Genomic DNA, 24,734 nt, shown 5'->3' on the forward strand with positions numbered 1-24,734 from the left:
GTGGCAACCTTCAGTCCGAGGTCAGGATTCTTGATGAAGATGGTTGCCGGGACGCACGGCCTCCCGGCAATTTCCAAATCTATTCCGCCGCCACGTTCATGCGCATCCGCTCCATCTCGATCAGCGCGCGGCGGTATTCGACCGGCATGATCTTCCGGAATTTCGGCCGGAAAGTCGTCCAGTCGTCGAGGATTTCGCGACCTCGTACCGAGCCGGTGTAGTGGACGTGGTTGGAGATCAGCTGGTAGAGCCGCTCCTCGTCATGGCTGGTCATATCGCCGGATACGTCGACACGGCCCTTATGGTCGAGATCGCCGCCATGGTGGAGCAGCTTTTCCATCAGGTCGTCCTCTTCCGGAACCGGCTCCAGCTCGACCATCGCCATGTTGCAGCGTTCGGCGAAATCACCCGCCTCGTCGAGCACATAGGCGACGCCGCCCGACATGCCGGCGGCGAAGTTGCGGCCGGTCTGGCCGATGACGACGACGATACCGCCAGTCATGTATTCGCAACCATGGTCGCCGACGCCTTCAACGACGGCGGCGACACCCGAATTGCGCACGGCAAAACGCTCGCCGGCAACGCCGCAGAAATAGGCCTCGCCCTCGGTTGCGCCGTAGAGCACGGTATTGCCGACAATAATGGATTCGGCAGCAACGATTTTCGTGTTCTCCGGCGGGCGGATGACAATGCGGCCACCCGACAGGCCCTTGCCGACATAGTCGTTGGCAGCACCCACCAGTTCGAACGAGACACCGCGCGCCAGGAAGGCGCCAAAGGACTGGCCGGCCGTGCCGGTGAGCTTGACCAAGATCGTGTCCTCGCGCAGGCCCTTGTGCTTGAAGCGCTTTGCCACCTCGCCCGACAGCATGGCGCCGGTCGAACGGTCGACGTTGCGGATCGGCAGTTCGATACTGACCGGCTGCCTGGCTTCGAGCGCCGGCTTTGCGAGTTCGATCAGCTTGCGGTCGAGCACGTCGTCGATCGGATGCTTCTGCCGCTCGGTCCAGTGCACCGCCTCGTGCGGCGCATCGGGCTTGTAGAACATCTTGCTGAAGTCGAGCCCGCGTGCCTTCCAGTGCTGGATCAGCTCGCGCTTTTCCAGAAGGTCGGTGTCGCCGATGATCTGGTCGAGATGGGTGTAGCCCATCTCGGCAAGCAGCGCCCGCACCTCTTCCGCCACATAGAAGAAGAAGTTGATGACGTGCTCGGGCGTGCCCTTGAAGCGCTTGCGCAGCACCGGGTCCTGTGTCGCGACGCCGACGGGGCAGGTGTTGAGATGGCACTTGCGCATCATGATGCAGCCGGCCGCGATCAGCGGCGCGGTCGAAAAGCCGAACTCGTCGGCGCCGAGCAGTGCGCCGATGATGACGTCACGCCCGGTGCGCAGGCCGCCATCGACCTGCAGCGCGACGCGCGACCTGAGGCCGTTGAGCACCAGCGTCTGGTGCGTCTCGGCAAGGCCCATCTCCCACGGGCTGCCGGCATGCTTGAGCGAGGTCAGCGGCGAGGCACCGGTGCCGCCGTCATAGCCTGATATGGTGATGTGGTCGGCACGCGCCTTGGCGACGCCGGCCGCAACCGTGCCGACGCCGACTTCCGAGACCAGCTTGACCGATACGTCGGCCGCCGGATTGACGTTCTTCAGGTCGTAGATGAGCTGCGCCAGATCCTCGATCGAATAGATGTCGTGATGCGGCGGCGGCGAGATCAGGCCGACGCCCGGCGTCGAATGCCTGACCTTTGCTATGGTCGCATCGACCTTGTGGCCCGGCAGCTGGCCGCCCTCGCCGGGCTTCGCCCCTTGCGCGACCTTGATCTGCATCATGTCGGAATTGACCAGATACTCCGCCGTGACGCCAAAGCGTCCCGAAGCGACCTGCTTGATTGCCGAGCGTTCGGGGTTCTTGCCGCCGCCCGGCAGTGGCAGATAGCGGTCGGCCTCTTCGCCGCCCTCGCCGGTGTTCGACTTGCCGCCGATGGCGTTCATGGCGCGCGCCAGTGTCGTGTGCGCTTCCCTTGAGATCGAGCCGAAGGACATCGCCCCGGTCGAGAAGCGCTTGACGATATCGGCCGCCGGCATCACCTCGTCGAGCTTGACCTTCTTACGCCCGGTCTCTTGCGCAAGCTTGATCTTGAACAGGCCGCGAATGGTCTGCGCCTGCGCCGTCTCGCTGTCGATCTGGGCGGAATAGTCCTTGAACGTCTCCCACGAGCCTTGGCGCACGGCGTGCTGCAAGGTCGCCACTGCGTCGGGCGACCAGATATGGGCCTCGCCGCGCATGCGGAACATGTATTCGCCGCCGACCTCGAGGCTGTTGCGCAGCACCGGGTCGTTGCCGAAGCCGTCGGTGTGGCGGCTGACCGTTTCGGCGGCGATCTCGTCCAGCCCGACGCCTTCGATCAGCGTCGCCGTGCCGGTGAAGTACTTCTGCACGAAGTCCGACTTGAGCCCGATGGCGTCGAATATCTGCGCGCCGCAATAGGACTGGTAAGTGGAGATGCCCATCTTGGACATCACCTTCAGGATGCCCTTGCCGATCGACTTGATGTAACGGGAGACGACTTCGTAGGCATCGACCTCCGCCGGCAATTCGCCACGCTTGTGCATGTCGAGCAGCGTGTCGAAAGCGAGATAGGGATTGATCGCCTCGGCGCCGTAGCCGGCGAGACAGCAGAAATGATGCACCTCGCGCGGCTCGCCGGATTCCACGACGAGCCCAACCGAGGTGCGCAATCCCTTGCGGATCAAATGATGGTGCACGGCCGCAGTCGCCAGCAGTGCCGGAATGGCGATGCGGTCCGGGCCGAGCTGACGGTCCGACAGGATGATGATGTTGTAGCCGCCGGCGACCGCCGCCTCGGCGCGCTCACATAGCCGGTCGATGGCGCCCTGCATGCCGGCCGCGCCTTCATTCGAACCGTAAGTGATGTCGATCGTCTTGGTGTCGAAACGGTCTTCGGTGTGGCCGACGGAGCGCAGCTTCTCCAGATCGCCATTGGTCAGGATCGGTTGGCGCACTTCGAGCCGCTTGCGGCGCGAATTGCCGACAAGATCGAAGATGTTGGGCCGCGGCCCGATGAAGGACACCAGGCTCATCACCAGCTCCTCGCGGATCGGGTCGATCGGCGGATTGGTGACCTGTGCGAAATTCTGCTTGAAATAGGTGTAGAGCAGCTTTGATCTGTCCGACATTGCCGAAATCGGCGTGTCGGTGCCCATCGAGCCGACCGCTTCCTGGCCGGTGGTCGCCATCGGCGACATCAACAGCTTGGTGTCCTCCTGGGTGTAGCCAAACGCCTGCTGGCGGTCGAGCAGTGAGACATCCCTGCGCAGGGCGCGCGGCTCGACCGGGTTCAGATCCTCGAGGATGAGCTGTGTGTTGGCGAGCCAGCTCTTGTAGGGATGCCTGGTCGCGATCTCCGACTTGATCTCCTCGTCGGAAACGATGCGGCCCTTGTCCAGGTCGATCAGCAGCATGCGGCCGGGCTGCAGCCGCCACTTCTTGACGATCCTTTCCTCCGGCACCGGCAGCACGCCGGCTTCCGAAGCCATGATGACGCGGTCGTCATCGGTGACGATGTAGCGCGCCGGCCGCAGCCCGTTGCGGTCGAGTGTGGCACCGATCTGGCGGCCGTCGGTGAAGGCAACCGCCGCTGGCCCGTCCCACGGCTCCATCAGGGCTGCGTGATACTCGTAGAAGGCCTTGCGGTCCTGACCCATCAGCTTGTTGCCGGCCCAGGCTTCCGGGATCAGCATCATCATGGCGTGGGCGAGCGAATAGCCGCCCTGCGTCAGGAATTCGAGCGCATTGTCGAAGCAGGCGGTGTCCGACTGCCCTTCATAGGAGATCGGCCACAGCTTCGAGATGTCGTTGCCGAACAGTTCGGAATCGACCGAGGCCTGCCGCGCCGCCATCCAGTTGACGTTGCCGCGCAGCGTATTGATCTCGCCATTGTGGGCGACCATGCGGTAGGGATGCGCCAGCTTCCACGACGGGAACGTGTTGGTCGAGAAGCGCTGGTGGACCAGGATCAGCGCCGTCTCGAAACGCGGGTCGGTGAGGTCCTTGTAGTAGGCGCCGACCTGATAGGCCAGGAACATGCCCTTGTAGACGATGGTCCGCGACGACATCGAGACGACATAGAAGCCGTTGTCGACGCCTTTGGTCTCCTCGTGGATACGGCCGGAAATGACCTTGCGCAGGATGTAGAGCCGCCGCTCGTAATCGTCGTCGTTCTCGATCTCGGCGCCGCGGCCCAGGAATACCTGTCGGTGCACCGGCTCGGAAGCGGCGATGTCGGGCGCCTTGGACAGCGACGAATTATCGACCGGCACGTCGCGAAAGCCGAGCAGCGGCTGGCCCTCGAGTTGCGCCACCTCGGCGATGATGCCTTCGATATGCGCCTGCAGCTCCGGGTCGCGCGGCATGAACACATGGCCGACGGCATAGTGGCCGGGCTTCGGCAGTTCGACCCGTTGCTTGGCCATCTCCTCGCGGAAGAAGCGGTCCGGCAGCTGCACCAGCACGCCGGCGCCGTCGCCCATCAGCGGATCGGCGCCGACGGCGCCGCGATGCGTCAGGTTTTCGAGCACGGCAAGGCCGTCCTCGACGATCTGATGCGACTTCACGCCCTTCATGTTGACGATGAAGCCGACGCCGCAGGCATCATGCTCGTTGCGCGGATCATAGAGGCCGTGCGCGGCATAGCCGGTGCTGGTTCGCCCAATATTGGTCAGGGACGGATTTTTGACGGCTGCCGCTTTCGTCTGCGCGGCGTTCGTCGCAGATGGCGTCATGTCCGTCATCGTCCTGTCCTCCGTTCCGTCCCCTTCGGGCGCTGGTTTCCGTCGGGAAGCGCGTGGCTCCCCTTTCAATCTTGCGGCACGTCTTGCGAAATTCTTGCCGACCGTGCGGCTTTCCGCATGGTTCGCATATGGTATATTCGTACAGGCCGGAGCCAGGCTGTCTAGCTGTCGCTCGCGGCAATGCCGCAGAGGCGCAATCATATGCCAATGCGGCCAGTTTTGTGCGACAAAATAAGACAGCACTGCTGTCCTAAATTTTTATGACAGAAATTTTGGATGCACACAAGACCGATTCACAAAATTCTTGAAGCTTTCGCGACAGAAAATTGCGCGGAACGGCGTGTCAGCGTAGCCTTCAGTCGCTGCATCTACGCTCATGCGTTTCGCTGGCTTTAGCGGATTTTCGGCATCTGCCACTTGCGGCCGGCATGCGAAAGCGGCCAAGCTCGCATCGATTTCCCCAGCATAGGCAGACGCATGATTTTCGCTTCCGACAATTGGGCAGGCGCCCATCCCCGTATCGCTGCCGGCCTGTCGGGCCATGCCGACGGCTTCTCCACCGCCTATGGCGACGGTGCCCTCGACAAGGCCGTTTACCAGCGCTTCAATGAAATCTTCGAATGCGAGGTCGCGGTGTTTTTCGTCGCCACCGGCACCGCTGCCAATTCGCTGTCGCTGACTACCTATAACAAGCCAGGCGGCATTTCCTTCTGCCATCGCGAATCGCACGTCATCGAGGACGAATGCGGTGCACCGGAATATTTCACCGGCGGTTCGCGGCTTTATACAGTCGAAGGCGCACTCGGCAGGATCGATGCCGGCAATCTGGAACGGGCGGTGGACCGTTTCGCACCCGAAAACGTCCATTCCGGGCGGCCGGTTGCCGTTTCGATCACCCAGTCGACCGAAGTCGGCACCGTCTACACGCTGAACGAAATCGCCAGGATTTCGGCGATCGCAAAGCAGCATGGACTGCCGCTGCACATGGATGGGGCCCGCTTTGCCAATGCGCTCGTCGCGCTGGAAACGACGCCGGCCGAAATGACCTGGAAGCACGGTGTCGACATCCTCTCCTTTGGCGGCACCAAGAATGGCTGTTGGTGCGCCGAGGCGATCGTGCTGTTCGACCTCGAGCGAGCCAAGGAATTGGCCTTTTTGCGCAAGCGCGCGGCCCAGCTGTTCTCGAAATCGCGCTTCATCGCCGCGCAATTCGATGCTTATTTCAGGGGTGGGCTATGGCTCGACACAGCACGGCACGCCAATGCGATGGCGGCACGGCTTGCCGCGGCGATAGAAGATTCCCCTTCGGCCCGGCTGGCCTGGCTGCCGCAGGCGAACGAGGTCTTCGCAGTCATGAAAAAGGCCGAGGCCGAAAGAATGCAAGCGGCAGGGGCGGCCTTCCACAACTGGCACAGGCCGCTCGGCTACGACGGCTACATTGGCGAAGACGAAGCGCTCTATCGCTTCGTCACCAGCTTCGCGACCACGCCCGACGAGGTCGACCGTTTCGGCTACCTGCTCGCCGGATAGCAAGCCTTGCCCACCAGCAAAAAAGGGCGGCGCATTGCTGCACCGCCCTTTCTTCCCGGGGAGTTGGCGTCCCGGAGTTTAGCTGCCTGGCTTAGGGGGCAGTCTTGGCCTCGATCTGCTTGGCCTTGGCCGGAGCCGAGGTGATCGCGATCTTGCGCGGCTTCAGCTCTTCGGGGATGTTGCGCTTGAGGTCGACGAAGAGCAGGCCGTTCTTCAGCGCGGCGCCGACAACCTCGACGTGATCGGCAAGCTGGAAGCGGCGCTCGAAGGCTCGGCTGGCGATACCGCGATAGAGCAGTTCGGAGCCTTCGCCATTGCCTTCCTCCTTGCGCTCACCCTTGACGGTCAGCACATTGCGGTGAGCTTCGATCGAAATCTCATCTTCCGAGAAGCCGGCCACAGCCATCGAGATGCGATAGGCATCCTCGCCCGTGCGCTCGATGTTGTAAGGCGGATACGTCTGGCCTTCCGGCTGCGCAAGCGAATCGAGCATGGTGAACAGCCGGTCAAAACCGACGGTCGAACGGTAGAGCGGGGAAAAATCAACGTGACGCATGGTGTGTTCTCCTGTTGAGCAACAAGGTTGCGTATGGCCGGTGCGAAACCCGTGACGGCGTTCCGGATGGACCAGCGGCCCCGACATTGGCGACCGCATGACAAATTTGGGAAGCCGGCGACGGCATTTCAAGATTTTCCCGCGTCCGAACGGAACCGGTCCCGGCCCACGTCCCGATGCCGATGAACGGCAGATGAACCGTGGCTTCGGCGAGCGTTCAGCCAGGCGGCACTAAAACTGTTCTCGAGATCACGAACAGGTCGCCGGAAAAGGCGACACGACGAGGCCGAACCGGGTGTAACGTCCCTTCCTCCCGGTCGACAGAGGCCGGAAGCACGCCAAGGCTGCTTCCGGCCTTACTTGTTCGCTGCCTGGGTCGACCTCCCCGGCGTCCCGAATTCCTTTTGCTTTTGGCGCATGGGCGTTTATGCCTGACTTGCGCCCACGCCGGCACCGACACCAACCAAACACCGTATGACCGATCTTCTCCACCAGCCCCCTCTCTTCCACGAAACTCCGGGCAATCCGCTGCCGGAAAACACGGCCGGCGGCTTCTTCACCACGCGCGACGGCAAGAAGATCCGCTATGGGCTGTTTGCCGCGGTTGCCCGCCCGATGAAGGGCACCGTCGTTGTCCTGACCGGCCGCAACGAGTGCATCGAGAAGTATTTCGAGACCATTCGCAACCTTACCGACCGGGGCTTTGGCGTGGCAACCCTCGACTGGCGCGGCCAGGGCGCTTCCGACCGGCTGATCGGCGACCGACAGCGCGGCTTCGTCCGGAGCTTCTTCGACTACACCGGCGATCTGGAGCAGTTCTTCGAGGAGATCGTGCTGCCCGATTGCCGAGGACCCTACTACATACTGGCCCACTCGGCCGGCGCGGCGATTGCGCTGCTCGCCGCGCCCTCGATGGCGAACCGCGTGCGCCGCATGGTGCTGATCGCACCGTTCTTCACCGTGCCGGACCTGCCGGTTTCGGTAAAAACCGTCCGCCGCATCTGTTCGCTGTTCTGCCTTCTCGGCCTTGGCCGACTCTATGCCGCATGGGGGCCGCGGCCCAAGGAATCGGTGCCCTTCGCCATAAACAAGCTGACCAGCGACCCGGAACGCTATCGGCGCAATACGCTGATCTACGAAACCTATCCGCAGCTGGCGCTCGGCGGACCGACGATCCGCTGGCTGAAGGCGGCGACGGAGGCGTCCTTGATCGTCAGCGACCCGGATTTCATGGCCAAGATCCACGTGCCCTTGCTGATGATCGCCGCCGGCGCCGACCAGGTCATCTCGACCAGGGCAGTCGAGGCCTATGCGAGACGTCTGCGCGTCGGCTCGCTAGTGATGATCGACGGCGCCCGCCATGAGATCCTGCAGGAAGCCGATCTCTATCGCGAGCAGTTGCTAGCCGCATTCGATGCCTTCATCCCCGGAACCGGTGACGTCTGAGCCACATACCTTGTCCGGCTTCAGCTCGTGCGGGCGAAATCCATGATCCAGTTGGTCTCCCATGCCTTGCCGCCGTCCGGCGAAAAGGCCTGCTCCCAGCGCGCCGACCCGTCCGTGATCCGCGACCACAGGAAGCGGACCTGGATCGGCTGGCCGTCGAAGACGTCTTCGCACAGGAACGTGCCGACGCCCGCCACGAAAGTGCCGCGCATCGGAACATCGATGGTCGACGGATTGCGGCCGTCGATCCACCAGATCGACCATTGCCTCGCCGCAGGGTCGAAGGTCCGCAAGGTGGCGGCGCGATAGGGCCCGCCGGGCAATTCAATCCAATTGTCGTCGACATTGCCGAGGCCGCCAAGGATCGGCCGCACCTCGCACGTGCCGCCAAACACATCCCAGTTGCCGTCGCCCTGCAGCCGCTTCTGCAATCTTCGATGGCCGACGGTCCAGCGCCCGAAAAAGAAATCGAAATCGCTCCGCCCGTCCGCCGGAGCATCGGAATGGCTGGCTGCTGGCTGCGTCGGCATCTATGGTCCTCCCCGGCTGACAGCGTTCCATAGCGCATGCCAACTGACATCATCCTGTCAGGAGGTATGGCAACGATCTTGCCTGGGCAGCAATGGCCAATCTCAGCCGCGCAGCGCCGCCATTGCTGCCGCGTGCAGCTCCGGTGTCGCCGCTGCCAGAATGTCGCCGCCCTTTTCCGCCGGTCCGCCTTCGAAAGTGGTGATGACGCCGCCCGCCTTCTCGATGATCGGGATCAGCGCGACGATGTCGTAGGGCTTCAATCCGGGATCGGCGACGATATCGACGCTGCCCGCCGCCACCATGGCGAAGGCATAGCAGTCGGTGCCGTAGCGGGCGAGCTGGACCTGTTGCTCGAACAGGTCGTAGCGCAGGCGCGCGTCTCCCTTGAACAGCGCCGGCGTGGTGGTGAACAGCGTCGCCTCGGCGAGATTCGTCCTCTTGCGCGTCGCGAGTCTTCGCGGGCCACCGGGACCTTCATAATGCGAGCCGGAGGCATTGGCGTAGAACAGCTCGCCGGTGAAGGGCTGCGACATCATGCCGGCGACGGCATCGCCGTCGACCGTCAGTCCGACCAGCGTGCCCCATACCGGCAGGCCGGAAATGAAGGCGCGCGTGCCGTCGATCGGATCGATCACCCAGACATGCCGGCTGGAGATGTTTTCGCCGCCATGTTCCTCGCCGAGAATGCCGTGATCGGGGTACTGCGCTGATATCAGCGCCCGGATGGCGCGCTCGGCCTCGCGGTCGGCCTCGGTGACCGGGTCGAAGCTGCCGCGCTCCTTGTTGGTGACCGCGCCCTGGTTGCGGAAGCGCGGCAAGGTCTCGGCTGCGGCGGCACGCGCAATGCGCCGCATGAACTCGATGCTGATGTCCAACTGATTCTCCCGCTCCAGCATGTTTGGAGATACCCGTTTGCCTACGGATTTATGCCGAAACAAAGGCGTTCGGAGCCTTTCGCATGGTGCCAACTGTTGCTCGAATGCAACGCCGCCGTCATGGAAATGCAATTTCCACTTCACAGTGAATTAAAATAGCCGGAACGCGCCTTGACATTTGTGCAGCGCACAATACGTTTGTTCTCGGACAGGGGTTCCTGTCCATGCCCTCCTTGGGCGTTTCCTCCCTAGACTTCGACCGTGTCGTGCAAACGATGCGGTCTTTTTTTACGCTGCCGCATGAGCGGCGAGTATCGCGATTCCGCGGCTATTCGGCGGCCAGCGGCAGATCCATGAAATTGTGATCGGGCATCGCCATCAGTTCGGCCGAAAACCGCGCCAGATCGTCGGCCAGGGCGTCGAAACCAGCCGATCTCTGGAACGTCCGCTCATTCATGTAGAGCCCGCGATTGACCTCGATCTGCAGCGCATGCAGATGGCGCACGGGGCGGCCATAGTGCTCGGTAATGAAGCCTCCGGCATAGGGCTTGTTGTGGGCGACGCTGTAGCCCATGCCGGTGAGCAGGCCGATCGCCGTCTCGGTCAACGCCGCCGCGGCGGAAATGCCAAAGCGGTCGCCGACGATGAAGTCCGGCCGCAATCCGCTGTCGCCGACCCTTATGCTTGCCGGCATCGAGTGGCAGTCAATCAGCACGGCGTAGCCGAAGCGCGCATGGGTTCTGGTCAAAAGCCGTTTCAGCGTCTCGTGATAGGGCTTGTAGACCGCTTCGATGCGCGCCACGGCTTCCGCCAGCGGCAAGCGGCCGGAATAGATGTCGAGCCCCTCGCCGACCAGCTTGGGCACGGTGCCGAGCCCGCCGGCCACCCGCGCCGAGCGGATGTTGCAGAATGACGGCACCGGTTCGGCGAACATGCGCGGGTCGAGTTCCCACGGCTCCCGGTTGACGTCGAGATAGGCGCGCGGGAAGTTTGCCGCCAGCATCGGCGCCCCGAGCGCGACGGCGCCGCCGAACAATTCCTCGACATAGCAGTCCTCTGAGCGGCGGATGGCGTTGCGGTCCAGCTTGGCCATAGCCATGAACCGGTCCGGATAGTAGCGGCCGCTATGCGGCGAGTTGAAGAGGAAGGGAACGCGCTGTTCGGCGCCCGATCGGATTTCGAAGGGTGGAACGACCGAAAAATCCTCGGCTGCCGTTTTCAATTTGAACGAACCCGGAAATACCAATGCATCATGATAGGAAAGTGCCACCTCGCCGCCCGCATGTCCAGCCGCCGAAGCGCAAGCCAAAACAGGATTGTGCGGCCAACGTTCACTTGATGTTTACCGTCGCCTCCTCATATACAGCATGGTTAACGGGCTTGCCGCACGGCATTGTCGGTTGGGTGATTCGGACGGGACAAGATGGCACGCATTCTGCTGGCGGAAGACGACGACGACATGCGCCGGTTCCTCGTCAAGGCGCTGGAGCGCGCCGGTTATCAGGTCAGCGATTTCGACAATGGCGCCAGTGCCTATGAGCGGCTGCGCGAGGAACCTTTTTCGCTACTTTTGACCGACATCGTCATGCCCGAGATGGATGGCATCGAGCTCGCCCGTCGCGCCACGGAGATCGATCCCGACCTCAAGGTGATGTTCATCACCGGCTTCGCCGCCGTCGCGCTGAACCCTGATTCCAAGGCGCCGAAAGACGCCAAGGTGCTATCGAAGCCGTTCCACCTGCGCGACCTCGTCAACGAAGTCGAAAAGATGCTGCAGGCCGCCTGACGCGTTTTTTCTCGCGTCTTGACCGACCCGGCAAGCCAGCCATTCTTTCGCTTTTCCCGCTATTGACGTGCAGAACCAAAAATGGTGTATGCGCGGCTTCGGATGGGCGTGTAGCTCAGCGGGAGAGCACTGCATTGACATTGCAGGGGTCACAGGTTCAATCCCTGTCACGCCCACCATCCAGATAATCCCTCAATTGGCCGTCGGTATTTTTCGTCGACTGACGTTCCCGGCCTATACCGGCCTCAGGCCGCACCGAGGCGCAGATCGCCGGTCTCGACGTGCTCCAGAAACCAGGCATAGGTCTGTTCCAATCCGCTGCGCAGCGAGTAGCGCGGGCGCCAGCCGGTGGCGAACAGACGCGACACGTCCATCAGCTTGCGCGGCGTGCCGTCCGGCTTCGTCGCATCGAATGTTATTGCGGCATCGGCGCCGGCGACCGACACGATGGTGCGGGCAAGATCGGCAATGGTGATGTCTTCCCCAGAGCCGACATTGATGTGGCTGTCGCCCGAATAATTCTTCAGCAGCCAGACCAGCGCGTCGGCGGCGTCGTCGACATGCAGGAATTCGCGCATCGGCGTGCCTGATCCCCACACCTCCAGGCTCTTGCGGCCGGCGCGCCTGGCCTCGTGCGCCTTGCGCATCAGAGCGGGCACGACATGGCTGGAATTGAGGTCGAAATTGTCGCCCGGACCGTAGAGATTGGTCGGCATCGCCGAGATGTAGTCGACGCCGTATTGGCGCCGATAGGCCTGGCACAGTTTCAGCCCGGCGATCTTGGCGATCGCATACCATTCGTTGGTGGGTTCGAGCGGCCCGGTCAGCAAGGCGTCCTCGGAGATCGGCTGCGCCGCGAATTTGGGATAGATGCAGGATGAACCGAGAAACAGCAGCTTCTGCACCTCGTTGCGGAAGGCGCTGTCGATGACATTGTTCTGCATGACGAGATTGTCCTGCAGGAAATCGACGGGAAGCCTGTTGTTGGCCAGGATACCGCCGACCTTGGCCGCCGCCATCACCACTGCATCCGGCTTGCGGTCGGCCATCCAGCGCCGCACGCCGGCCTGGTCGAGAAGATCGAGCTCGGCGCGCGAGGCGGTCAGGACTTCGCAATCCTCGTCGGCCAATCTGCGCAGGATGGCCGAGCCGACCATGCCGCGATGTCCGGCCACGAAAACGCGCTTGCCCTGAAGGTCGAAGGTCATCAGCTTACCCCATTGCAGAACGGCAGCTATGCCAGTTGGCCGGCGGAGCGCCGGATCGGCTTCTCTGTTGCCGGACGCATACCGCATACAGATTTGCCCAGACAAGGCAAATCGCAAGCTACCGAACCTGACTTTGGATCGGACAGCGTTTGCGATCAGATGCCTGCTACCGCGCAGAGGCTTGTCATTCTGGCAATCGCGAGTTCGGGGTCGGCCAGCAACCCTGCCTGGTCGGCAAGGCGAAAGACATCGGCATAGTGACGGATGCCGCGCGCCGATTGCATGCCGCCGACCATCGAAAAATGCTCCTGGTGGCCGTTCAGCCATGCCATGAAGACGATGCCGGCCTTGTAATATTCGGTCGGTACCTCGAAGATTTTGCGCGACAGCGGCACTGTCGGCGCCATCAGCGCGTCATAGCCGGCGCGGTCGCCGTCGGCCAGCCTTGCCAGCGCTACATTGGCGACCGGCGCGATGGCATCGAAAATGCCGAGCAGCGCGTGCGAATGTCTGTCGCCGTCGCCGGCGATCAGCTCGGGGTAATTGAAATCGTCGCCGGTGAACATCAGCACGCCCTCAGGCAGCCGGTCCCTGAGCGCAATCTCCTTGCCGGCATCGAGCAGCGATATCTTTATGCCTTCGACCTTGCCGGCATGGCGTTCGATGATCGCGACCACCGTCTCCAGCGCAGTTTCGAAATCGCTGCTGCCCCAGTAGCCTTTCAGCGCCGGGTCGAACATGTCGCCCAGCCAGTGCAGGACGACCTTGCCGGAGGCCTGGGACAGGATGCGGTCGTAGACGCCGATATAGTCGTCGGGGCCTTTGGCGACCGCCGCCAGCGCCCGGCTGGCCATCATGATCGCCTTGCCGCCAAGCCCTTCGATGAAGCCGAGCTGTTCTTCATAGGCCGCGATGACATCGTCTAGCCTGCTGGCGCCCCCCGCCAGATGGTCGGTGCCGGCGCCCGACGCAAGATCGGCGCCTTCGACGCTGCGCGCCTCGGCGATCGAGCGGCGGATCAATTCCTTGGCATTCGCCCAGTCGAAACCCATGCCGCGCTGAGAGGTGTCCATCGCTTCGGCGACACGGAAGCCAAGCCGCCAGAGGTGATGGCGAAACGCCATCGTCTTGTCCCAGTCGACCGCGGGCCTCGACCACGGATCGGCCATGGCGAGGGGATCGGCAACGACATGGGCGGCGGCGTAGGCGATGCGCGAGAAGCGAGCGCCGGCCACAGGCTGCACCGGCTGGCCGACAAGCCGGTAGCGGACACGGCCGGCGCCTTCCCCGGGCAAGGTGATGTCCATGGCTCTCTCCCTTACCAACGCCTATTAAATGGAACGTTCCAACAAATCAAGATATTTTGCCGCCCTGCCTCGTGCAGCGAAAATTGCTGCATCGCAGCAGCCGAAAGCCCTGCTTGCCGGAGGATTGCGCCGCCGAGCCGCATTTTTCCCGGCTTCGCAAAAACGCGATTGACTCAAATGCGCCGCAGGGATTAGATCGTTCCAATAAAATCGCACAAGAAACCACCGGGAGGACAGATCTGGATGGCCAGCCGGGCCAAGGCAACGATACTCGACATCGCCCGTGAGGCGGGCGTGTCCAAATCGACGGTATCGCTGGTGCTGCAAGGCAGCGGGCTGATCCGGCCCGAAACCGCGCTCAAGGTGCGCAAGGCGATCGAGGACGTCGGCTATGTCTACAACCGCGGCGCCGCCAATCTGCGCAAAGCCCATTCCAACGTCATCGGCATGGTCATCAACGATCTCACCAATCCGTTTTTCGCCGAGCTCGCGGTCGGCATGGAGCGCGTCTTCCAGTCGGCCGGCGTCGTGCCTTTCATCGCCAATACGGCTGAAAACCCGGTGCGCCAGGAAGAGGTTCTGAAATCGTTGATGGAGCAGGGTGTCGCCGGGCTCGTCGTGTCGCCGGCGCGCGGCACCACGCCTGGCGCGTTCCGTCGCCTTGAGACCGCAGGCGTTCCGGTCGTCTTCGTCATGCGCCGGCTTCCCGAAAGCCGTATCCCGGTGATCACGCCCGACAATCATCGCGGCGCCTATCTCGCCACCGCCCATCTGATCGGCAAGGGCCATCGCCGGCTGGCCTTCTTCGGCGGCTCGTCCGACCTTGTCGTCTATCACGAGCGCCTGGGCGGCTTTCGCGAGGCCTGTGAAGCGCTCGGCATCGAACCGGCCGACAGGCTGGTCTTCGAGGGCGAAACCAGCCGCAAGGGCGGTATTGCCTGCCTGGAAACCGCACTTGCCATGGCCGCGCCGCCGACCGCGGCCCTTTGCTTCAACGATGCGGTCGCCTTCGGCGTCTTGCTGGCGCTGCGCAAGCGCGGCCTGGAACCCGGCGCGGACTTTGCCGTCGTGGGCTTCGACGACGTCGCCGAGGCCGAGCACTATATGCCGGCGCTGACCAGCGTCGCGGTGAACACCGCCGGCCTCGGCGAGCGCGCCGCCCATGTCGTGCTGAAGATGATCCAATCGCGCACCACGCGCGCCGAGGATCATATCGGCGCCGTCAACCTTGTGGTCAGGGAAAGCTGCGGCCCCGATCGCAAGGAGCATGGCTGTGCAGGAATGGGAGACGCGGCATGACCGTCAGTTGGGGGCTGATCGGCGCCAGCACGATCGCAAGACAGTTCATGATCGGCGCCATCCGCGCGCAGAAGGACGGCGAGATCGCCGCGGTGATGAGCTCCAGCCCGGAGCGCGCCGCCACTTACGCCAGTGAAAACCGCATTCCGGCGGCGGTCTCGACGCTCGACGCCCTGCTCAAATCCGATATCGACGCCGTCTACATCTCGACCACTAACGAATTGCATCTCGAACAGGCACTCGCCGCCATCGAGGCGGGAAAGCATGTGCTGTGCGAAAAGCCGCTGGCGCTGACCAGCGCCGACGCGCGCAAGATGGTCGCGGCGGCCAGGGCCGCCGGCGTTGTGCTCGGCACCAATCACCATCTGCGCAATGCCGGCTCGCATCGGGCGATGCGCGAAGCGATCGCTGCCGGCCGCATCGGCAGGCCGATCGCCGCGCGCGTCTTCCACTCTGTCTATCTGCCGGAACACCTGCAGGGCTGGCGCATCACCAGGCCGGACGCCGGCGGCGGCGTGGTGCTCGACATCACCGTCCACGATGCCGATGCGCTGCGGTTCGTGCTCGGCGACGATCCGGTCGAGATCTCGGCATTCACGCAATCGGCCGGCATGGCCGCCGGCGGACTGGAAGACGGCGCCATGTGCCTCTGGCGCTTCGCATCGGGCGTCATCGCCCAATCGCATGAGGGCTTCACGACAAAATTCGCCGGCACCGGCTTCGAGGTGCATGGCAGCGAAGGCTCGCTGATCGCCAAAAATGTGATGACGCAGAAGCCGGTCGGCTCGGTCTTGCTTCGCACGGCACAGGGCGAGGAGGAATTGAGCTTCGACCGCGAAGACCTCTATGCCCGTTCGCTGCGCGAATTCCACGCAGCGATCCGTGGCGACGGCCAGCCGTCCACCACCGGCGAGGACGGCGTCTGGTCGCTGACATCAGCCGAGGCGGCATTGCAATCGGCCAGGTCCGGAAACGCCGTTGCCATCGACCCGAAGCTCGGGAGCGCCGCGTGAGCAAGCTCGTTTCAGCGGCTGAAGCTGCCGGCCTGATCAGGGATGGCATGGTCGTTTCCGTGTCATCGTCGAGCGGCCTCGGCTGTCCGGATGCGGTGCTGGCCGCCGTCGGCGAGCGCTTCGACGCGGAAGGCCATCCCAGGGACATCACGACGCTGCACCCGATCGCCGCCGGTGACATGTACGGCATCAAGGGCATCGACCATCTAGCCAAGCCCGGCCTGTTGAAGCGCACTTTGTGCGGCTCCTATCCGTCCGGGCCGTCATCGTCGGAACCGCCGCAGATCTGGAAGATGATCGGCGACAATTCGGTCGCCGCCTATAACGTGCCGTCCGGCATCCTGTTCGACATGCATCGCGAGGCCGCGGCCAAGCGCCCCGGCGTGCTGACCAAGGTCGGGCTCGATACCTTTGCCGACCCGCGCCATCAGGGTTGCGCCATGAATGCTGCCGCCAGCGAGCCGATCGTTTCGGTGCAGCAGTTCGATGGCGAGGAATGGCTCTATTTCCGCTCGATCGTACCGCAGGTCGCGATCATCCGCGCCACCACGGCGGACGAGCGCGGCAACCTTACCTACGAGCATGAGGGTGCCTATCTCGGCGGCCTCGAACAGGCGCTGGCCGCCCGCAACAATGGCGGCATCGTCATCGCGCAGGTCAAGCGCGTCGTCGAGAACGGCACGCTGAAGCCGCACGATGTGCGCGTGCCCGGCGTGCTGGTCGACCATATCGTGGTGGCGCCCGACCAGTTGCAGACGACGCTGACGCCTTACGATCCGGCCATCTCCGGCGAGATCTTCCGGCCGCTGTCGAGCTTTCGCAACGCCGAGATGAACGTCCAGAAGGTCATTGCGCGCCGCGTCGCCATGGAGCTTGCCGACGGCATGGCGGTCAATATCGGCTTCGGCATCTCGGCCAATGTGCCGCGCATCCTGCTCGAGGAAGGCCAGCACGGCAAGGTCACCTGGGTCATCGAACAGGGCGCGGTCGGCGGCGTGCCGCTGCTCGATTTCAAGTTCGGCTGCTCGTCGAACGCCGACGCCTTCATGCCTTCGCCGCACCAGTTCATCTATTTCCAGGCCGGCGGCTTCGACGCCTCGCTGCTGTCCTTCCTGCAGATCGACCGGCACGGCTCGGTCAATGTCTCGAAGCTTTCGGCGCGGCCGCATGTCACCGCCGGCGCCGGCGGCTTCGTCGACATCACCGCGCGGGCGAAGAAGATCGTCTTTTCCGGTTTCTTCAATGCCGGCGCCAAGTTGTCGCTTGCCGGTGGCGGCATCCGCATCGACCAGGAGGGCAAGGTCAAGAAAGTCGTCGGCGAGGTCGAGCATATCACCTTCTCGGGCAAGCGTGCCGTCGCGCAGGGACAGGATATCACCTATGTCACCGAGCGCTGCGTGATGAAGCTGACGCCTGCGGGGCTGATGGTGACCGAGTTGGCGCCGGGCATCGACCTCGAGCGCGATGTGCTGGCGCAGGCCGAGATCCCGCTCGCCGTCGCCAACGACCTGAAAGTGACGCCGGATGCGCTCTACCGGGACCGGCCGATCGGCCTATCGCTCAATGGCGGCGCGTCGCTTGGAGGCGCACATGGCTGAGCGTCTGGTAACCTTTGAAACCGACGGCGCCATCGGCATTGTCACGCTGCGCCGGCCGGAGAAATTCAACGCGCTCGATATTCCGATGCTGCGGGCGCTGGAAGCGGCACTCGACGAGGCCGAGACAGCAACCGGCGTCCGCGTCGTGCTGGTCTGCGGCGAAGGCAAGGGCTTTTGCGCCGGCGGCGACGTCGAGGCTTGGGCAGAAATGAGCGCTGCCGATTTCCAGGTGCAATGGGTGCGCTACGGCCACCGCGTCTTCGACCGGCTGGCGCGGCTGCGGCAGCCGACGATCGCCGTGCTTGCCGGCCATGCGCTGGGCGGCGGGCTGGAACTGGCGGCCGCTGCAGACTTCCGCGTGGCGGAAATACAGGTGAAGCTGGGGTTCCCCGAAACCTCGATCGGCGTCGTTCCCGGCTGGTCCGGCACCCAGCGCGCCGTGCGCCGCTTCGGCGCGCAGGCGGTGCGGCGGATGGCGCTCGGCGGCGAAGTGTTTCTGGCTACCGAGGCTCTTGCTCTGGGGGTTGTCGACCGGGTGGTCGAGACCGGTAAGGCGTTCGCCGAAGCCAAGGCCTGGGCCGGCAAGATCGCCGAGCGCGGCCCGCTCTCGACCGAAGCCGCCAAGCTGATGATTGCCATCGCGGAGGGCGAAGAGAGTGCTGCCGCGACCGAAGCGCTGGCCAGCGGCTTCATCGCGCTGACAAGCGATCTCAGGACCGGCGTCGATGCTTTCAAGGCCAAGCAGAAACCGGCGTTCTCAAGATCTTAGGACCTGAAACTCACATGAACGCACCTCTCAACATCGCCATGCCCGCCGAGGCAGCCGCAGCGCCGAAACGCTACCGGCTGCTGATCGACGGCAAGTTCGTCGACGCCCAGGACGGCCGCACACTGGAGCGCAGCAGCCCCGGCCACGGCTTCACCGTCTCGCGCTATGGACAGGCCGGCGCGGCGGACGTAGAGGCGGCAGTTCAGGCCGCGCACAAGGCCTTCGACACCGGCCCGTGGCCGCACATGAAGGCCGCCGAACGCGCCACGATCCTGCTCAAGGCTGCTGACCTGATCGAGGCGCGGCTGGACGAGATTGCCCGGCTCGACGCGCTGGAATCCGGCAAGCCGATTGCGCAGGCGCGCGGCGAGATCGGCGGCGCCGTCGACATCTGGCGCTATGCCGCGGCACTTGCGCGGACGCTTCACGGCGAAAGCTACGCCAATCTCGGCGATGCCATGCTCGGCGTCGTGTTGCGCGAACCGATCGGCGTCGTCTCCATCATCACGCCGTGGAATTTCCCGTTCCTTATCGTCAGCCAGAAACTACCCTTCGCGCTCGCCGCCGGCTGCACGGCGGTGGTCAAGCCGAGCGAGATAACCTCGGCCTCGACTTTCGTGCTCGGCGAGATCCTGATGCAGGCCGGCTTGCCGGATGGCGTCGTCAACATCCTTGCCGGGTTGGGCGCCGATGTCGGCGCACCGATAGTCAGCCATCCGCTGGTCGAGATGGTGTCGTTCACCGGCTCCACCCGCGTCGGCAAGATGACCATGGCGTCTGCCGCCAACTCGCTGAAGAAAGTCGCGATGGAGCTCGGCGGCAAGAACGGCCAGATCGTCTTTCCCGATGCCGACCTCGAGGCCGCCGCCGACGCGGCGGTGTTCGGCGGCTTCTTCAATGCCGGCGAATGCTGCAATGCCGGCAGCCGGCTGATCGTCCATGAGGCGATCGCCGACGAGTTCCTCGGCGCCGTCAAAGCCCTCACCGCCAAGGTGGTTGTCGGCGACCCGCTCGACGACCGCACCAAGGTCGGCGCGATGATCTCCGCCGACCATATGGCCAAGGTCACCGGCTACGTGACGGCAGCGGAAAACGGCGGCGGCCGGATCTGTAGCGGCGGCAATCAGCTTGCTTCGAGCGCCGGCCAGTATCTTGATCCGACCATCGTTCGCGACGTCACCGAAGACATGGCCATTGCACGCGAGGAAGTGTTCGGTCCGGTGCTCTCGGTGCTGACTTTTGAATCGATTGAAAGGGCGTTGCACATCGCCAACAACACGCCCTATGGTCTGTCGGCGGGCGTGTGGAGCGCCAGCATCGATACCTGCATGTCGGTGGCGCGGAATGTGCGTTCGGGAACCGTTTGGGTGAACACGTTCATGGAGGGTTACCCCGAGCTGCCTTTCGGCGGCTACAAGCAGTCCGGTCTCGGACGCGAACTCGGCAAGCGCGCCGTCGAGGATTATACCGAGGAAAAGACAATCCAATTTCATCGCGGCCAGCGCACCGGATGGTGGGTCGGCTGAGTTGGGAAGAACCCGGTGGGCATCCGCCGGTCGTGTAAGTTCAACAAGGGAGGAAGTACATGTTGCGCAAACTGCTTATCGGGACGGCTCTCGCATCGGGCGTTGCGTTCGCGGCCCATGCCGAGGACGTCAAGGAAGTCCAGATGCTGCATTGGTGGACGTCGGGCGGCGAAGCTGCCGCTCTGAACGTGCTCAAGCAGGATCTGGCCAAGGAAGGCTTTGCCTGGAAGGACGTGCCGGTGGCCGGCGGCGGCGGTGACGCCGCCATGACCGCGCTGAAGGCGATGGTGGCAGCGGGCAACTACCCGACCGCCTCGCAGATGCTTGGCTATACCGTGCTCGATTACGCCGCAGCCGGCGTTATGGGCGACCTGACCGAGACGGCGATAAAGGAAGGCTGGGACAAGTCCGTTCCCGCGGCCCTGCAGAAATTCTCCGTCTATGACGGCAAGTGGGTCGCGGCTCCGGTCAACGTCCACTCGGTCAACTGGCTATGGATCAACAAGGCGGTGATGGACAAGATCGGCGGCACCGAGCCCAAGACCTTCGACGACTTCATTGCGTTGCTGGACAAAGCCAAGGCGGCGGGCGTCATCCCGCTCGCGCTGGGCGGCCAGAACTGGCAGGAAGCGACAATGTTCGACTCAGTCGTGCTGTCGACCGGCGGGCCTGAGTTCTACAAGAAGGCCTTCAACGACCTCGACGAGGAGTCGCTGAAGTCCGACACGATGAAGAAGTCGTTCGACAATCTCGCCAAGCTCGTCACCTATGTCGACCCGAACTTCTCGGGCCGGGACTGGAACCTCGCCACCGCCATGGTCATCAAGGGCGATGCGCTGGTGCAGGTGATGGGTGACTGGGCCAAGGGCGAATTCAACGCCGCCAAGAAGGTCCCGGGCACCGACTTCCTGTGCTACCGCTTCCCGGGCACCGACGGCAGCGTCGTCTACAACTCCGACATGTTCGGCATGTTCAACGTTCCGGAGGACCGCAAGGCCGCCCAGATCGCCCTGGCCACCGCCACGCTGTCGAAGAGCTTCCAGTCGGCCTTCAACGTCGTCAAGGGCTCTGTTCCGGCCCGCACCGACGTGCCGGACACCGATTTCGACGCTTGCGGCAAGAAGGGCATGGCCGACCTGAAGGCCGCCAATGAAGGCGGCACGCTGTTCGGTTCGCTGGCGCAGGGCTATGGCGCGCCTCCCGCGGTTGCCAACGCCTACAAGGATGTCGTCTCGAAATTCGTGCACGGCCAGATCAAGACCTCGGACGAGGCCGTGACCCAACTGGTCAGCGCGATCGAAGACGCCAAGTAAGGCACCCGCCCATGTGAATGATCTCCCCGGCGCAAGCCGGGGAGATCCCCTGCGGCGAGGTTTTGCGGTTGCGCCGACCGGCACGCTTTCGTGCCGCAGAGCCCGAGACAGCAGAATTCCGGACCCGCCATACGGAATGGACAGATGAGCACAGTTGCTGAAACCAGTATCACGCTGACGCCGGAGCACGATGCCCGTCCGGGCGCCACGGTGCGCTCGCGCCTTCAGGACGCGCTGCCGAAGCTCGTGCTGGCGCCGAGCTTCGCCGCCACTATCGTCTTCGTCTACGGCTTCATCCTGTGGACGATCTATCTGTCCTTCACCAATTCCAAGACCTTTCCCTCCTATGCGATCACCGGGCCACGCGCCTATCAGCGGCTATGGCGCTGGACTTTCGAAAGCGATCCGCCGTCCTCCTGGTACACGTCGATCACCAATATGGGGATTTTCGGCTTCCTCTATATTTCCATCTGCCTGGCGCTCGGCCTGTTCCTGGCGATCCTGCTCGACCAGAAGATCCGCGGCGAAGGTGTGCTGCGGCCGATCTACCTCTACCCGATGGCACTGTCGTTCATCGTCACCGGCGTTGCCTGGAAATGGTTTCTGGACCCCGGCCTCGGCCTCGAGCAGACGCTGCACCAATGGGGCTGGACGAGCTTCCATTTCGACTGGATCAAGAACAAGGATTTCGTCATCTACACAGTGGTCATCGCCGGCGTCTGGCAGGCGTCGGGCTTCATCATGGCGATGTTCCTGGCCGGCCTGCGCGGCATCGACGGCGAGATCCTGAAGGCGGCGCAGATCGACGGCGCCACCACCTTCCAGCTCTACCGTCGCATCGTCATCCCGCTGCTGCGGCCGATCTTCCTGTCCGCCTTGATCGTCCTCGCGCATCTCGCCATCAAATCCTACGATCTGGTGGTCGCGCTGACCAGCGGCGGGCCGGGCGGTTCGGCCTGGCTGCCGTCCAACTTCATGTATGAGTACACCTTCAAGCGCAACGAGATGGCCGTCGGCTCCGCCAGCGCCGTGATCATGCTGATGACCATCACCGCGATCATCGTTCCCTATCTCTATTCCGAGCTTCGGGAGAAGCCGCGATGAGCGCCGTGGCCACTCCTGCTCGCCAGAGCACTGGCGGTATCAGCGCCAGGACGGTCAACCGTATCGTCATCTACGGGCTGCTGGCGCTATTCGCGCTGTTCTATCTGATGCCGCTGTTCGTCATGCTGGTGACCTCGTTCAAGACCATGGACGAAATCCAGAACGGCAACATGCTGGCGCTGCCGCAGGAGCCGACCTTCGCACCTTGGATAAGGGCGTGGAGCGAGGTTTGCTCGGGTCTCACCTGCGTCGGCATGAAGGGTTATTTCTGGAACTCGATCAAGATGGTGGTTCCGGCGGTCATCATCTCGACCCTGCTCGGCGCGCTCAACGGCTATGTGCTGACGAAGTGGCGCTTTCGCGGGGCGACGCTGGTGTTCGGGCTGATGCTGTTTGCCTGCTTCATTCCGTTCCAGTCCGTCCTCTTGCCGATGGCAACGATCCTCGGCAGCCTCGGCCGGTTCGGCGTCAAGCTGCAGAACGCGACCGGCCTCACCTTCGGCTTCGGCAATCCGACCGTGAACCTGGTGTTCGTTCACGTCGTCTACGGCATCGGCTTCACCACCCTGTTCTTCCGCAATTATTACGAAGCGTTTCCGAACGAGCTGGTGAAGGCGGCGCAGATCGACGGCGCCAGCTTCTTCCAGATCTTCCGGCGCATCATGCTGCCCAACTCGCTGCCGATCATCGTGGTGACGGTGATCTACCAGTTCACCAACATCTGGAACGACTTCCTCTTCGCTTCCGCCTATGCCGGCTCAGGCGACGTGATGCCGATGACGGTGGCGCTGAACAATGTCGTCAACACCTCGACCGGCGTCGTCGAATACAACGTCAACATGGCGGCGGCGATGATCGCCGCGCTGCCGACGCTCCTCGTCTACGTGCTCGCCGGCCGCTATTTCGTGCGCGGCCTGATGGCCGGCGCCGTCAAAGGATAATCGCATGGCTTTTCTGGAAATTGACGGGCTGAAGAAGCGTTTCGGAGCGGTCGAGATCCTGAAAGGCATCGACCTCGACCTGGAAAAGGGCGGCTTCCTCGTGCTGGTCGGGCCTTCCGGTTGCGGCAAGTCCACGCTGCTCAACACTATTGCCGGCCTGGAAACCATCACCGAAGGGGAAATCCGCGTCGACGGACGCACGATCAACGATCTCCACCCCTCCAAGCGCGACATCGCCATGGTCTTCCAGAGCTACGCGCTCTATCCGAACATGACGGTTGCCGGCAATATCGCCTTCGGCATGGAGATGCGCGGCGTGCCGGCCGGCGAGCGCCAGAAGGCGATCGACAAGGTGGCGAAGGTCCTGCAGATCGGCCATTTGCTGAAGCGCAAGCCAAGCCAGCTCTCCGGCGGCCAGCGCCAGCGCGTCGCCATGGGCCGGGCGCTGGTGCGCGATCCAAAGCTGTTCCTGTTCGACGAGCCTTTGTCCAATCTCGATGCCAAGCTGCGTGTCGACATGCGCATCGAGATCAAGCGCCTGCACGCCACCACCGGCACCACCATCGTCTACGTCACCCACGACCAGATCGAGGCGATGACGCTGGCCACCAAGATCGCGGTGATGCGCGACGGCGAGGTGCAGCAGTTCGGCACGCCAGCCGAAATCTATAACAATCCGGTCAACCTGTTTGTTGCCGACTTCATGGGCTCGCCGGCGATGAACCTGATCCCGGCGACGATCGGCAGCAACGGCAGCGGCTTCTCCGTCGTCATGGAGCGCGAGGCGCGCCAGCCGATCTCGCTGCCGCTGGGCAATGCGCCGGCCGGCCTGTCGGCATTCCAGGGAAAACCGATCATCTTCGGCGTCCGCCCGGAAGCACTGACCGATCCCGAGGGTGCCGAACGCAACGCCTCGAACATCGCCCGCGCCGACTGTCACATCGAGGTCATCGAGCCGGCCGGCTCGGATACGTTCGCGGTCACCAATCTCGGCGGCAAGGCGGTGGTGGCGCGGCTGCGCGCCGATGCCAAAATCCAGCCCGGCACGGTCACGCCGCTCGCCTTCAACCTGACCAAGGCGGTGTTCTTCGATCCGGCGACCGAGAAACGCATCGTCTAACG

Annotated in this window: 19 protein-coding genes and 1 tRNA gene; 13 read left to right on the forward strand and 7 right to left on the reverse strand. The window is 63.5% G+C overall.

The window, feature by feature from the left end; all coding sequences use genetic code 11:
- Positions 1 to 79: 79 nt before the first annotated feature.
- A complete protein-coding gene (gene gltB, locus NKI47_RS05335; RefSeq protein WP_352588129.1) occupies positions 80 to 4,810 on the reverse strand; it encodes a glutamate synthase large subunit in 4,731 nt (1,576 codons plus the stop codon).
- Positions 4,811 to 5,287: 477 nt separating this feature from the next.
- Here gltB and NKI47_RS05340 point away from each other — a divergent pair, with 477 nt between their 5' ends.
- Complete coding sequence (locus NKI47_RS05340; protein WP_352588132.1) at positions 5,288 to 6,340, forward strand: threonine aldolase family protein; 1,053 nt, start codon at positions 5,288 to 5,290, stop codon at positions 6,338 to 6,340.
- A 91-nt stretch (positions 6,341 to 6,431) separates the two neighbouring features.
- Here the strand turns inward: NKI47_RS05340 and NKI47_RS05345 are convergent, their stop codons facing one another.
- Positions 6,432 to 6,896, reverse strand: a complete 465-nt coding sequence (locus NKI47_RS05345; protein ID WP_352588135.1) for an Hsp20 family protein — start codon at positions 6,894 to 6,896, stop codon at positions 6,432 to 6,434.
- A gap of 474 nt (positions 6,897 to 7,370) precedes the next feature.
- On the opposite strand from NKI47_RS05345, the gene NKI47_RS05350 reads away from it, so the two are divergent.
- On the forward strand, positions 7,371 to 8,342 hold the full coding sequence (locus NKI47_RS05350; protein ID WP_352588138.1) for an alpha/beta fold hydrolase: 972 nt from the start codon (positions 7,371 to 7,373) through the stop codon (positions 8,340 to 8,342).
- 20 nt (positions 8,343 to 8,362) lie between these two features.
- On the opposite strand, the gene NKI47_RS05355 is transcribed toward NKI47_RS05350, so the two are convergent.
- The 3 genes from NKI47_RS05355 to NKI47_RS05365 all read right to left on the reverse strand — a co-directional run bounded on the left by NKI47_RS05355 (position 8,363) and on the right by NKI47_RS05365 (position 11,018).
- Positions 8,363 to 8,872, reverse strand: coding sequence for a DUF1579 domain-containing protein (locus tag NKI47_RS05355; protein WP_352588141.1), 510 nt, complete (start codon positions 8,870 to 8,872; stop codon positions 8,363 to 8,365).
- 102 nt (positions 8,873 to 8,974) lie between these two features.
- The gene (gene hisN, locus NKI47_RS05360) at positions 8,975 to 9,748 is read right to left on the reverse strand and encodes a histidinol-phosphatase (RefSeq protein ID WP_352588144.1); all 774 of its coding nucleotides are present in this window, start codon (positions 9,746 to 9,748) and stop codon (positions 8,975 to 8,977) included.
- Between the two features lie 328 nt (positions 9,749 to 10,076).
- Positions 10,077 to 11,018 carry an N-formylglutamate amidohydrolase gene (locus NKI47_RS05365; protein ID WP_352488728.1) on the reverse strand — a complete coding sequence of 314 codons (942 nt, stop codon included), beginning with the start codon at positions 11,016 to 11,018 and terminating at the stop codon, positions 10,077 to 10,079.
- Positions 11,019 to 11,171: 153 nt separating this feature from the next.
- Here NKI47_RS05365 and cpdR point away from each other — a divergent pair, with 153 nt between their 5' ends.
- Complete coding sequence (cpdR, locus tag NKI47_RS05370) at positions 11,172 to 11,534, forward strand: cell cycle two-component system response regulator CpdR (protein WP_006199474.1); 363 nt, start codon at positions 11,172 to 11,174, stop codon at positions 11,532 to 11,534.
- Positions 11,535 to 11,638: 104 nt separating this feature from the next.
- Positions 11,639 to 11,713, forward strand: a tRNA-Val gene (locus tag NKI47_RS05375).
- 66 nt (positions 11,714 to 11,779) lie between these two features.
- Here NKI47_RS05375 and fcl read toward each other — a convergent pair.
- Both fcl and NKI47_RS05385 read right to left on the reverse strand, forming a co-directional pair.
- Positions 11,780 to 12,742: a GDP-L-fucose synthase gene (gene fcl / locus NKI47_RS05380; protein WP_023675376.1), complete on the reverse strand. Its 963-nt coding sequence runs from the start codon at positions 12,740 to 12,742 to the stop codon at positions 11,780 to 11,782.
- 155 nt (positions 12,743 to 12,897) lie between these two features.
- A complete protein-coding gene (locus NKI47_RS05385) occupies positions 12,898 to 14,049 on the reverse strand; it encodes a dihydrodipicolinate synthase family protein (RefSeq protein ID WP_352588148.1) in 1,152 nt (383 codons plus the stop codon).
- A 243-nt stretch (positions 14,050 to 14,292) separates the two neighbouring features.
- Here NKI47_RS05385 and NKI47_RS05390 point away from each other — a divergent pair, with 243 nt between their 5' ends.
- The 9 genes from NKI47_RS05390 to NKI47_RS05430 all read left to right on the forward strand — a co-directional run bounded on the left by NKI47_RS05390 (position 14,293) and on the right by NKI47_RS05430 (position 24,732).
- Positions 14,293 to 15,348, forward strand: coding sequence for a LacI family DNA-binding transcriptional regulator (locus tag NKI47_RS05390; RefSeq protein ID WP_352588151.1), 1,056 nt, complete (start codon positions 14,293 to 14,295; stop codon positions 15,346 to 15,348).
- Positions 15,345 to 16,361 (forward strand): Gfo/Idh/MocA family protein, encoded by a 1,017-nt coding sequence (locus tag NKI47_RS05395; protein WP_352588154.1) that lies wholly within the window; start codon positions 15,345 to 15,347, stop codon positions 16,359 to 16,361. Before NKI47_RS05390 ends, NKI47_RS05395 begins: the two co-directional genes overlap by 4 nt.
- Positions 16,358 to 17,959 carry an acyl CoA:acetate/3-ketoacid CoA transferase gene (locus NKI47_RS05400; RefSeq protein WP_352588157.1) on the forward strand — a complete coding sequence of 534 codons (1,602 nt, stop codon included), beginning with the start codon at positions 16,358 to 16,360 and terminating at the stop codon, positions 17,957 to 17,959. Before NKI47_RS05395 ends, NKI47_RS05400 begins: the two co-directional genes overlap by 4 nt.
- Positions 17,952 to 18,728 (forward strand): enoyl-CoA hydratase/isomerase family protein, encoded by a 777-nt coding sequence (locus tag NKI47_RS05405; protein WP_352588160.1) that lies wholly within the window; start codon positions 17,952 to 17,954, stop codon positions 18,726 to 18,728. Before NKI47_RS05400 ends, NKI47_RS05405 begins: the two co-directional genes overlap by 8 nt.
- A 14-nt stretch (positions 18,729 to 18,742) precedes the next feature.
- Positions 18,743 to 20,254 (forward strand): aldehyde dehydrogenase family protein, encoded by a 1,512-nt coding sequence (locus NKI47_RS05410; protein ID WP_352588163.1) that lies wholly within the window; start codon positions 18,743 to 18,745, stop codon positions 20,252 to 20,254.
- Positions 20,255 to 20,313: 59 nt separating this feature from the next.
- Positions 20,314 to 21,567, forward strand: a complete 1,254-nt coding sequence (locus tag NKI47_RS05415; RefSeq protein WP_031194023.1) for an ABC transporter substrate-binding protein — start codon at positions 20,314 to 20,316, stop codon at positions 21,565 to 21,567.
- Positions 21,568 to 21,711: 144 nt separating this feature from the next.
- A complete protein-coding gene (locus NKI47_RS05420) occupies positions 21,712 to 22,671 on the forward strand; it encodes a carbohydrate ABC transporter permease (protein ID WP_023675368.1) in 960 nt (319 codons plus the stop codon).
- A complete protein-coding gene (locus tag NKI47_RS05425; protein WP_023675367.1) occupies positions 22,668 to 23,612 on the forward strand; it encodes a carbohydrate ABC transporter permease in 945 nt (314 codons plus the stop codon). Before NKI47_RS05420 ends, NKI47_RS05425 begins: the two co-directional genes overlap by 4 nt.
- Before the next feature lie 4 nt (positions 23,613 to 23,616).
- Complete coding sequence (locus NKI47_RS05430; protein ID WP_023675366.1) at positions 23,617 to 24,732, forward strand: ABC transporter ATP-binding protein; 1,116 nt, start codon at positions 23,617 to 23,619, stop codon at positions 24,730 to 24,732.
- The last annotated feature ends 2 nt before the right edge of the window (positions 24,733 to 24,734 follow it).

Origin of the sequence: Mesorhizobium sp. M0633 (assembly GCF_040320645.1) — a bacterium.
Lineage (GTDB): Bacteria > Pseudomonadota > Alphaproteobacteria > Rhizobiales > Rhizobiaceae > Mesorhizobium.

Bases quoted from the DNA above. Each gene is read 5' to 3' on its own strand.
- gltB (WP_352588129.1), bottom strand. From the start codon at position 4,810: ATGACGGACATGACGCCATCTGCGACGAACGCCGCGCAGACGAAAGCG.
- NKI47_RS05340 (WP_352588132.1), top strand. From the start codon at position 5,288: ATGATTTTCGCTTCCGACAATTGGGCAGGCGCCCATCCCCGTATCGCT.
- NKI47_RS05345 (WP_352588135.1), bottom strand. From the start codon at position 6,896: ATGCGTCACGTTGATTTTTCCCCGCTCTACCGTTCGACCGTCGGTTTT.
- NKI47_RS05350 (WP_352588138.1), top strand. From the start codon at position 7,371: ATGACCGATCTTCTCCACCAGCCCCCTCTCTTCCACGAAACTCCGGGC.
- NKI47_RS05355 (WP_352588141.1), bottom strand. From the start codon at position 8,872: ATGCCGACGCAGCCAGCAGCCAGCCATTCCGATGCTCCGGCGGACGGG.
- cpdR (WP_006199474.1), top strand. From the start codon at position 11,172: ATGGCACGCATTCTGCTGGCGGAAGACGACGACGACATGCGCCGGTTC.
- fcl (WP_023675376.1), bottom strand. From the start codon at position 12,742: ATGACCTTCGACCTTCAGGGCAAGCGCGTTTTCGTGGCCGGACATCGC.
- NKI47_RS05385 (WP_352588148.1), bottom strand. From the start codon at position 14,049: ATGGACATCACCTTGCCCGGGGAAGGCGCCGGCCGTGTCCGCTACCGG.
- NKI47_RS05390 (WP_352588151.1), top strand. From the start codon at position 14,293: ATGGCCAGCCGGGCCAAGGCAACGATACTCGACATCGCCCGTGAGGCG.
- NKI47_RS05395 (WP_352588154.1), top strand. From the start codon at position 15,345: ATGACCGTCAGTTGGGGGCTGATCGGCGCCAGCACGATCGCAAGACAG.
- NKI47_RS05405 (WP_352588160.1), top strand. From the start codon at position 17,952: ATGGCTGAGCGTCTGGTAACCTTTGAAACCGACGGCGCCATCGGCATT.
- NKI47_RS05410 (WP_352588163.1), top strand. From the start codon at position 18,743: ATGAACGCACCTCTCAACATCGCCATGCCCGCCGAGGCAGCCGCAGCG.
- NKI47_RS05415 (WP_031194023.1), top strand. From the start codon at position 20,314: ATGTTGCGCAAACTGCTTATCGGGACGGCTCTCGCATCGGGCGTTGCG.
- NKI47_RS05420 (WP_023675368.1), top strand. From the start codon at position 21,712: ATGAGCACAGTTGCTGAAACCAGTATCACGCTGACGCCGGAGCACGAT.
- NKI47_RS05425 (WP_023675367.1), top strand. From the start codon at position 22,668: ATGAGCGCCGTGGCCACTCCTGCTCGCCAGAGCACTGGCGGTATCAGC.
- NKI47_RS05430 (WP_023675366.1), top strand. From the start codon at position 23,617: ATGGCTTTTCTGGAAATTGACGGGCTGAAGAAGCGTTTCGGAGCGGTC.